The sequence below is a fragment of the Stackebrandtia soli genome (genome assembly GCF_965137155.1).
GTDB lineage: Bacteria > Actinomycetota > Actinomycetes > Mycobacteriales > Micromonosporaceae > Stackebrandtia > Stackebrandtia soli.
The window spans coordinates 34092-42443 of record NZ_CBCRZX010000037.1; the positions used below are offsets into that span (position 1 = coordinate 34092).

10 protein-coding genes and 1 pseudogene are annotated in these 8352 nt (G+C 66.3%); 1 reads left to right on the forward strand and 10 read right to left on the reverse strand.

Annotated elements, in window-relative coordinates:
- Nucleotides 1-37: 37 nt before the first annotated feature.
- The 4 genes from ACM9NP_RS18385 to ACM9NP_RS18400 form a co-directional block, all read right to left on the reverse strand.
- Complete coding sequence (locus ACM9NP_RS18385) at nucleotides 38-400, reverse strand: ArsC/Spx/MgsR family protein (protein WP_415647969.1); 363 nt, start codon at nucleotides 398-400, stop codon at nucleotides 38-40.
- Nucleotides 401-591: 191 nt separating this feature from the next.
- Nucleotides 592-1782, reverse strand: coding sequence for a methionine adenosyltransferase (gene metK / locus ACM9NP_RS18390; RefSeq protein WP_415647970.1), 1191 nt, complete (start codon nucleotides 1780-1782; stop codon nucleotides 592-594).
- Nucleotides 1783-1898: 116 nt separating this feature from the next.
- Nucleotides 1899-3092, reverse strand: coding sequence for a trypsin-like serine peptidase (locus tag ACM9NP_RS18395; protein ID WP_415647971.1), 1194 nt, complete (start codon nucleotides 3090-3092; stop codon nucleotides 1899-1901).
- Nucleotides 3093-3239: 147 nt separating this feature from the next.
- A complete protein-coding gene (locus ACM9NP_RS18400) occupies nucleotides 3240-4058 on the reverse strand; it encodes a pentapeptide repeat-containing protein (RefSeq protein ID WP_415647972.1) in 819 nt (272 codons plus the stop codon).
- 299 nt (nucleotides 4059-4357) lie between these two features.
- Here ACM9NP_RS18400 and ACM9NP_RS18405 point away from each other — a divergent pair, with 299 nt between their 5' ends.
- A complete protein-coding gene (locus ACM9NP_RS18405) occupies nucleotides 4358-4666 on the forward strand; it encodes a hypothetical protein (protein WP_415647973.1) in 309 nt (102 codons plus the stop codon).
- 23 nt (nucleotides 4667-4689) lie between these two features.
- Here ACM9NP_RS18405 and coaBC read toward each other — a convergent pair whose 3' ends face one another.
- From coaBC to pyrF, 6 genes and pseudogenes are all read right to left on the reverse strand, one after another.
- Nucleotides 4690-5895, reverse strand: a complete 1206-nt coding sequence (gene coaBC / locus ACM9NP_RS18410) for a bifunctional phosphopantothenoylcysteine decarboxylase/phosphopantothenate--cysteine ligase CoaBC (RefSeq protein ID WP_415647974.1) — start codon at nucleotides 5893-5895, stop codon at nucleotides 4690-4692.
- Nucleotides 5888-6169 (reverse strand): DNA-directed RNA polymerase subunit omega, encoded by a 282-nt coding sequence (rpoZ, locus tag ACM9NP_RS18415; RefSeq protein WP_415647975.1) that lies wholly within the window; start codon nucleotides 6167-6169, stop codon nucleotides 5888-5890. Before rpoZ ends, coaBC begins: the two co-directional genes overlap by 8 nt.
- 30 nt (nucleotides 6170-6199) lie before the next feature.
- Nucleotides 6200-6681 (reverse strand): guanylate kinase (gmk, locus tag ACM9NP_RS18420; RefSeq protein ID WP_415647976.1); only part of this gene is annotated, 482 nt, incomplete at its 5' end.
- 1 nt (nucleotide 6682) lies between these two features.
- A pseudogene (locus tag ACM9NP_RS18425) lies at nucleotides 6683-6811 on the reverse strand (guanylate kinase); the annotation flags it as partial.
- A gap of 20 nt (nucleotides 6812-6831) precedes the next feature.
- Nucleotides 6832-7155, reverse strand: a complete 324-nt coding sequence (gene mihF, locus ACM9NP_RS18430; RefSeq protein WP_415647977.1) for an integration host factor, actinobacterial type — start codon at nucleotides 7153-7155, stop codon at nucleotides 6832-6834.
- Between the two features lie 171 nt (nucleotides 7156-7326).
- The gene (gene pyrF, locus ACM9NP_RS18435) at nucleotides 7327-8241 is read right to left on the reverse strand and encodes an orotidine-5'-phosphate decarboxylase (RefSeq protein ID WP_415647980.1); all 915 of its coding nucleotides are present in this window, start codon (nucleotides 8239-8241) and stop codon (nucleotides 7327-7329) included.
- Nucleotides 8242-8352: the final 111 nt, after the last annotated feature.

The following is an 8352-nucleotide window of genomic DNA, read 5'->3' on the forward strand; positions in this document are numbered from 1 at the left end:
TTGGGGCGGGGTCAAGTGGCGACCCGTATGGCGCTCCTCACCCGTCGAGACGCACTCGCCAGCCGGGTTCGCGTGCGACGACGGCGCGGTCGCCCTTGATGACGATGGGGCGCTGGATCATGGTCGGGTTGTCGGCGAGCGCCTTGGTCCAGGTGTCCCGGGTAGACGCGTCGCGAGTCCAGTCGGCGAGGCCGAGTTCGACGGCGGCGGGTTCGTTCATCCGGGTAATGTCCCACGGTTCAAGGCCGAGTTTGGCGAGGACGTCGGTGATCTCGTCAGCGGACGGTGGTTCCTTGCGGTACAGGCGAAGGGTGGCGTCGGCGCCGAGTTCGGCGAGTTCGTCGCGGGCGGCGCGGCTCTTGGAACAGGACGGGTTGTGCCAGACGGTGTACTCGCTCATGTCTCCTCGTTCGGTCGAATCGGTGGTGTCGAGTTGCAAGCTTAGGCAGCCGCCCGGGTGGATCGGCGGGTGCGCGCGGGTCGGATCGGCCGGGTGTCATCCACCCAACAATGCATCGGTTTCGATATACAGCGGTGGTGGCGCAAAAAGGTCGCCGCCTTCCGCATGGAAGGCGGCGACCTAAGGCTACTTTAGACAGTCGACTTGAGGGCGTCGACGCGATCGGTCTGCTCCCAGGTGAAGTCGGGCAGTTCACGGCCGAAGTGGCCGTACGCGGCGGTCTGACGGTAGATCGGACGCAGCAGGTTCAGGTCGCGGATGATCGCGGCCGGACGCAGGTCGAACACCTTCGCCACGGCGGACTCGATCTTCTCGACCGCGACGGTCTCGGTCCCGAAGGTCTCGATCCGGATGCTGACCGGGTGCGCCTTGCCGATGGCGTAGGCGACCTGGGTCTCGCAGCGCTCCGCGAGGCCCGCCGCGACGATGTTCTTGGCGACCCAACGCATGGCGTAAGCGGCGGAACGGTCGACCTTGGACGGGTCCTTTCCGGAGAACGCACCGCCGCCGTGCCGGGCGTAGCCACCGTACGTGTCGACGATGATCTTGCGGCCGGTCAGACCGGCGTCGCCCATCGGGCCACCGATCTCGAAGCGGCCCGTCGGGTTGACGAGGACGCGGTAGTCACTGGTGTCGATGTCAAGCGCGGCCAGTTCGGGAGCGATGACGTGTTCGATGACGTCGGGCGTCATCAGCGAGTCCAAGGAGATGTCGGGCGCGTGCTGGCTCGACACGACGACCGTGTGCAGTTTGACGGGCTTGAGACCGTCGTATTCGATCGTGACCTGGGTCTTCCCGTCGGGACGCAGGTACGGAACGGTCCCGTCCTTGCGGACCTGCGACAGTCGCTTGGACATACGGTGCGACAGCGCGATCGGCAACGGCATCAGCTCCGGCGTCTCACGGCACGCGAAACCGAACATCATGCCCTGGTCGCCGGCGCCCTGGAGGTCGAGCTCGTCGTGGTCCGACGTGGTCTGGCGCATCTCGATGGCCTTGTCGACGCCCTGCGCGATGTCGGGTGACTGCGAACCGATCGAAATGCTGACACCACACGACGCCCCGTCAAAGCCCTTCTTCGACGAGTCGTATCCGATGCCGAGGATCGTGTCACGAACGATCTGCGGAATGTCGGCGTACGCGCGAGTCGTCACCTCACCGGCAACATGAACCTGGCCGGTGGTGATGAGCGTTTCCACCGCGACGCGACTGGCCGGGTCCTGCGTCAGCAAGGCGTCGAGGACACCGTCGCTGATCTGGTCGGCGATCTTGTCGGGATGGCCCTCGGTCACGGACTCCGAGGTGAATAGGCGGCGTGCCACGGTGCTCCTAGTGTGATCATGGTCGTCGATACCGTCGTGCCAGTCTAACGACCGCGCGGCACGCCGCCCCAGTGACGCCGGGCATAACCCGAGGCCACCGGGGCGGATGCCGTCCGTCACACTCGCGAGTTGTCGATGTCCCCCGCGATCAAGGGATAGATGAGACTCATCCGGTAACCGGAGTTCTCGCAACCGCCGAGCGCGTGCAGGGCGATCACCTCGTTGCTGTCACCGAGAACGACCGGGGAACCGGAGTTGCCGCCGGACGTGTCGCACATGTATCCGGTCGTGACGCTCGAGTCCTGCGGGGTATCGATCTTGCAGGTGACCCCGCCGTCCGATTCCTCATATATGGACAGGCGCTTGGCGATCGCGTCGCCATGGCCGGGGATGTAGATCCGTTCACCTGCGACGGGTTCCCGGTTCGCGATGTACAACGTCCCGAAGCTGGTGATGCTGTCGAAGTTCTGCACCGAGAACAGGGTGAAGTCGTGGGTGCTGTTGGTCTGGATCAGCGTGTCGCCGCCGACCTTGACCCCCTCGGACGGGTTGTCGCCGCCGCAGGTGGCGCACTCGTAGCCGAACTGGGATTCGGTCGCGGCGATGCCGGACTGGCTGCTGACGCAGTGGTTGTTCGTCAGCATCCGGTTGGTGTTGCCGACACGCCAGGTCGTGCAGAGACCGGAGCCGTTCGACAGCAGACGTGCCACCGCGCGCGAGGACTCGTACTCCGCGGGGTGACTGTCCTGATAGCACACCGTGTCGCGGCGGGCGTCGTTCCCGCACACGCTCATGATGTCGGCGTTGACGATGTTGAACTCGCCCTTGCCATAGCCGCGCCAGTACTTGTCCACGACAAGGTTCGACGTCGACACGTCGCCGGACGAGTGGATGGTGACCTCGGCGGTGTCGCCGAAGACCGACATCGCCGCGAAGCCGGAGTCGCCGTGAACGGTGTATCCGGAGTCGCCGTCGATCAGGCCGTCCCCGGGCGCGCCGTGGTAGGTGTGCACCTCGGTGCCGTCCGGCGAGGAGACGGTGAGGTAATCGCCGGGTGCCAGGTCCAGCGATGCGAAGTGCACCTTGATGTAGGTCGCGCCGGGGTACGACACGACACGGGTGTCGGCCGCGTCGGCCGACAGCGAGGTGCCGGCGTTGACGATCTCGCCGGCTTGGAAAACGACGGGCTCGGGCGGGGCCTGGGCATCTTCGGCGGGCTGCGCCCAGCCGACACCGGCGACGGCGACGGCCGCTACGCCGACCGCGGACGCGGAAGCCAACGCGCGCCAGCGAGTGACGGGAGAAGTCACGTCAGATCCTTTCGATTCGATACAACGACATTGATCAATGTCTTACGTAAGGTTACGAAAGGGACTCGAAAAAGTAAACAGCCCGAACCGATCTAAGCCGGACGAATGGTCCACACCGGGCAGAACGCCTGTCACGACCCTGTTCGCTCACTCCGGCCAGTGACCGGGGCGCCGCAGGGGCGCCGACATCCTGGTCCGCCCGTCCCCCACAGCCGAATCCAACTGCGCCTGCGTCAGGAACAACGCCCCCGACAGGTCCGCGCCACGCAGATCCGATCCACGCAGATCCGTGCCGATCACGTCCGCCGACCGCAAGTCGGCGCCGGACAGGTTCGCGCCGAGCAGCAGACTCCCCCGCAGACTCGCCCCACGGAGGTCGGCCCCGGACAACCGCGCGCCGACCAGGTCCGCGCCACGATGATCCCGACGACGACGAAACCTCGACCGGGCCGCCTCACTGGCTTGCGTCAGCACCACGTTCGCGGCACGCCGACAACCGTCCACATCGATCCTTACGAGCTCGGACGGTGGGCGGGCGGCCAAACCCTCGATCCGGCGCGTCTCGGCCTCGATCGACGACCGCAGCGGCGCGACGTCGTCGAACCGTGCCGCCGCCGACAGGTACCACAGCAGCTCGTGCAGGTCCCGCATTACCGGAAAGGCGGCGAACATCGGTGTCGCCGTCGACGCGCCATCACGCCAGTCACGACCGTCGAACAGCGCCGAGACCCGCTGTCCCGCGCCGAAGCAGTCATATACCGTGCAACCGACGAAGCCCTTGTCCCGCAGGGAATCATGGATCCCGCACCGTGAATCGGCCAGCAGATTCGCGCAGGGTCTCCTCGCGGGCTTGTCCACCGCGAAATCCGCCGACGCGGCGAACGCGGGCACGACACAGCACAGGCCGCGGCACGACCCGCAATCCGCGCGCAAGACCAACGACGTCGGACTCGAGTTGCTCGTCATCATTCACCCCTTCGAAACCTCACAATGGCCGGCGCCGCCGTCAGTCCGACCAATTGGCGCGCCACGGTGAACGCGGCGCAATGACCACATGCCCCCAGCATCACCGATACCTCGTCGTCCACGACTACGGGATCGGCGCCCTGTGGTGGTGGGTACTCGCGGAGTCGGGAGGACAGATCATGAAGACCATCGCCAGAGGTCCTCGTCGTCAGTTAACCCGACACGAGCGCACGACGCCGAACCGACACCGACCTCGAGACGATCGACCTCGCCGACACGATCTCGGCCCGCTGAAATCCTTGCGCGACAAACGATCCGAACAACGAAGGCAATCGGAGTTCGGCGCATTGGTCGGTCACGACCGGGTCCACATGCTCTTCGTCGAGGACGACGACCCGCCGATGTACCCGGAACTCGACGGCGACGGCCACGCCACCCGACGCGTCGTGCTCGACGGCGACGGCGACGGCCTGAGCGCCGAACTCGACGGAGATTGGCCGTTCAACCCGCCCTTCGACCTGTACGACCCGGACTTGACGCGCATGCGCATCGACGCGGACCACTGCGCCGCCATCTGGGAGAAGGCCGGCGGGAACGCCGCCCACTGAGCATGTCCGGCCCGCCGAAGCGGTCAGGCGTCACGCATCGACGCGATCTCGTCCCACACCCGGTCGGCGACAACGCTCTTTCGCGCCGATGGCACGTCCACAATCGACCCGTCCGACCGCAGCAACGTCACGGCGTTGTCGTCGGTCCCGAACGCCTTGCCGTCACCGACCTCGTTCAGAACCGACAGGTCGGCGCGCTTGCGGGAATGCTTGTCCCGCGCGTGAACGAGGCCGTCATGGGTCTCGGCCGCGAAGGTCACCAGCAGCTGACCTGGACGCTTCGCCGCGCCCAGCTCGGCCGCGATGTCCGGATTGTGCTCCAACTTCAACGGCGCGACCGTGCCGTCTGGCGTCTTCTTGATCTTCCGCTCGGCGTACTCGGCCGGTCGGAAATCCGACGGTGCCGCCGCCATCACGATCACGTCCGCGCTCTCCGCCGCGGCGAGTGTGGCGTCACGCAGTTCCGCCGTCGTCTCCACGCGCACGGTGTCGACCCCGGCCAGGTCCGGCAACGCGACGTTCGCGGCGACCACGGTCACCGCGGCCCCCCGTGCCAACGCGGCCGACGCCAACGCGTAACCCTGTTTGCCGGACGAACGATTCCCTATGAAACGCACCGGATCCAGCGGTTCACGGGTCCCACCCGCCGTCACGACGACGCGCGTTCCGACGAGGTCTCGGGCATTCGATCGACCCGCCAGCACCGCGAACGCGTACTCCGCGATCTGCCGAGGATCGGGCAACCGCCCCTTGCCGGTGTCCTTGCCGGTCAACCGCCCCGACGCCGGTTCCAACACTGTCGAACCGCGCCGCCGCAAGGTCGCCACGTTATCCACAGTGGCCGGATGCTCCCACATCTCCGTGTGCATCGCCGGAACGAACACGACGGGACAGGTCGCCGTCAACAGCGTCGCCGTGAGCAGGTCATCGGCACGGCCCCCGACCGCCCGCGCCATCACGTCCGCCGTCGCGGGGACGACCAGGACGAGATCGGCACGACGACCGATCGACACGTGCGGCACCTCGTGCACGGCCTCGAACACGGCGGTGGCGACCGGTCGGCCCGACAAGGCCGCCCAGGTCGCCTCCCCCACGAATTCGAGCGCCGACGCCGTCGGCACCACCGTCACGTCGTGCCCCGACTCGGTCAACAGGCGCAGAACCTCACACGCCTTGTAGGCGGCGATTCCGCCGGAGACCCCGAGGACGACGTTCGGACGGTCAGACAACGTCCTCGGCGCCCTCCGCCAACGGTTCGGTGATCAGCAGGCCCTGGTCGACCTCGCGCAGCGCGATCGACAGCGACTTCTCCTGCGGGGTCGTCTCGACCAGCGGACCGACATACTCGAGCAAGCCCTCACCGAGCTGGCTGTAGTAGGCGTTGATCTGGCGGGCGCGCTTGGCGCCGTAGATCACCAGCTGGTACTTCGACTGCGACTTCTCAAGCAGATCGTCGATGGGCGGCTTGGTGATACCGACCGGATCGGCAACGGTTCCAGACACGCGGAATCAGCCTCAATACGTGGATCGCGATTAATGATGAATGGCCGAGCAAGTCGATGAGGACTCGCTGGGCGAACCGAGCAAGCTTACCAGCTCCTCGGTGGCCTGCTCGATTGTGTAGTTGACGATCGTGCGGTCAAACTCAGACTCTGACGCCAACTCGTCCTGAGCCAGATCCAGTCGACGCCGGATCGTCTCCGCGTCCTCGGTGCCGCGGCCCTTCAGGCGGCGCTCCAGCTCTTCCCAGCTGGGAGGTGCCAAGAACACCAATTGCGCCTCGGGCATCGCCTTGCGCACCTGACGGGCGCCTTGCACGTCGGCTTCCATGACGGCGTTCTCGCCGCGAGCCAACCGTTCTTCGACGGGGGCGCGGGGCGTTCCGTAGAAGTTGTTCGCGTACTGCGCCCACTCGAGGAACTGGCCGTCGGCGGCGAGCTTCTCGAAATGCGCGCGATCGTAGTAGTGGTAGTGAAAACCGGGAATTTCGCCGGGCCGGGGCGAGCGCGTGGTGGNGCTCACCGAGAACCACACCCAGGGGTATCGCTCTCGGATGAGCGCCTTCACGCTGCCTTTGCCGACGCCTGACGGCCCGGAGAGAACCGTCAGGCGCGCCGCTTTGCGGCGATTGTCGTCAAAGCTCACGTGTTTTTTCTACCCGACGACTATGCGTCGCCGTCAGCGAACTCGGCAAGAAGCGCCTGGCGCTGGTGCTCGCCAAGTCCCCGGAGACGACGGCTGTCGGCGATCTTCAGCTTCTCCATGATCTGGACGGTGCGCTTGTCACCGATTCCCGGGAGGGCCTTGAGCACGGCAGACACCTTCATCTTGCCGGCGATGTCGTCTTCCGACGCAGCGGCGAGGACGTCGGCCAGCGACTTCTCACCGGTCTTGAGCTTCTCTTTCAGCTCAGCACGGGCCTTACGGGCGGCTGCGGCCTTTTGGAGGGCGGCAGCGCGCTGCTCAGGCGTAAGCTGCGGGAGCGGCACAGGGTCTCCTTGGGTGAGGCGATTGGTCTTTCATGGACTATGTAGAGGGCCCGATGACCACCGGTCCCTCCCACACGCTGGTTTTTTAATCCAGCGCGGGAAACGTAACCACATGACCCTCGGCGTCAGCACGCGGGGTGGCCCCGTGACGCCGGTCCTCCGAATTCGTACTCAACGCCCAATCGCGTCCGCGCAGTCCTTAGCGGTCTGTTCCGCGACCGAGCGCACACTTGCGACAGTGGGGCCGTGACGAGCGATTTCCCTTGAGTACGAAGGGATCGCCCATTGCGCGGACGCACCGAGCACGCGTCGCAGATCGCTCGGCTGGCCGCCTTGGACGCCCATGCCGGGCACCAGGATCGGACCGTTGAGCTCCGACAGGTCGTGAGCCGTCTCACCGTTGTGGACGACGTTGTGCGTGATGCCGTAGGTGGATTGCCGTAGCGTCAAGGCATTCGACTCCTTGCACCCGGGAACGGTCGCGCCCATGACGATGCCGATGTCACCGAGGGGCTCGGCTTCGGCGTTGAGTGCCGCTGCTTCGTCGATGATGGACTGAGCTACAGTCCTACCGTCCTTGCGACGTGCCAACTGCACCTGCCCGCCTTCGGAGTTCGATGTCAACGCCAGTACGAACACGCCCCGGTCGTTGGCCTGCGCCGTGTCGAAGAGTGGTTGCAGGGAACCGAAACCGAGGTACGGGCTGGCGGTGATGGCGTCGACCGCCAGTGACGAGTCGGCGTCGAGGTACGCCTGGGCGTACGCGGACATCGTCGAGCCTATGTCGCCGCGTTTGACATCGAGGAGGACGAGGGCCCCCGCACGACGTGATTCGGCGATGACGTTCTCCAGCAAGGCGATGCCGCCCGATCCGAAGCGTTCGAAGAACGCCGACTGTGGCTTGACGAAGGCCACGTGACCGGCGACGGCGGCGACGAGCGTCTCGCAGAACTGGCGCGCGCCGTCGAGGCTGTCGTCGAGGCCCCAGGAGCGCAGGAGCTGCGCGTGGGGGTCGATGCCGACGCAGAGGGGGCCGCGACGGGAGAGGGCCGCGGCGGTCCGGGCACCGAAAGTGTTGTCAGGCACGGCGATCGTCTCCTTGTGGCGGGTAGGGGTGGTGCGGGGGTTGAGGGTCGGGGTACTGCGATGGATCGGGGTATTGCGACGGCCGAGCGTCCCGGTACGGCGTCTCCGGGT

Coding starts and splice junctions, on each gene's coding strand:
- ACM9NP_RS18385 (WP_415647969.1), bottom strand. CDS start 400: ATGAGCGAGTACACCGTCTGGCACAACCCGTCCTGTTCCAAGAGCCGC.
- ACM9NP_RS18400 (WP_415647972.1), bottom strand. CDS start 4,058: ATGACGAGCAACTCGAGTCCGACGTCGTTGGTCTTGCGCGCGGATTGC.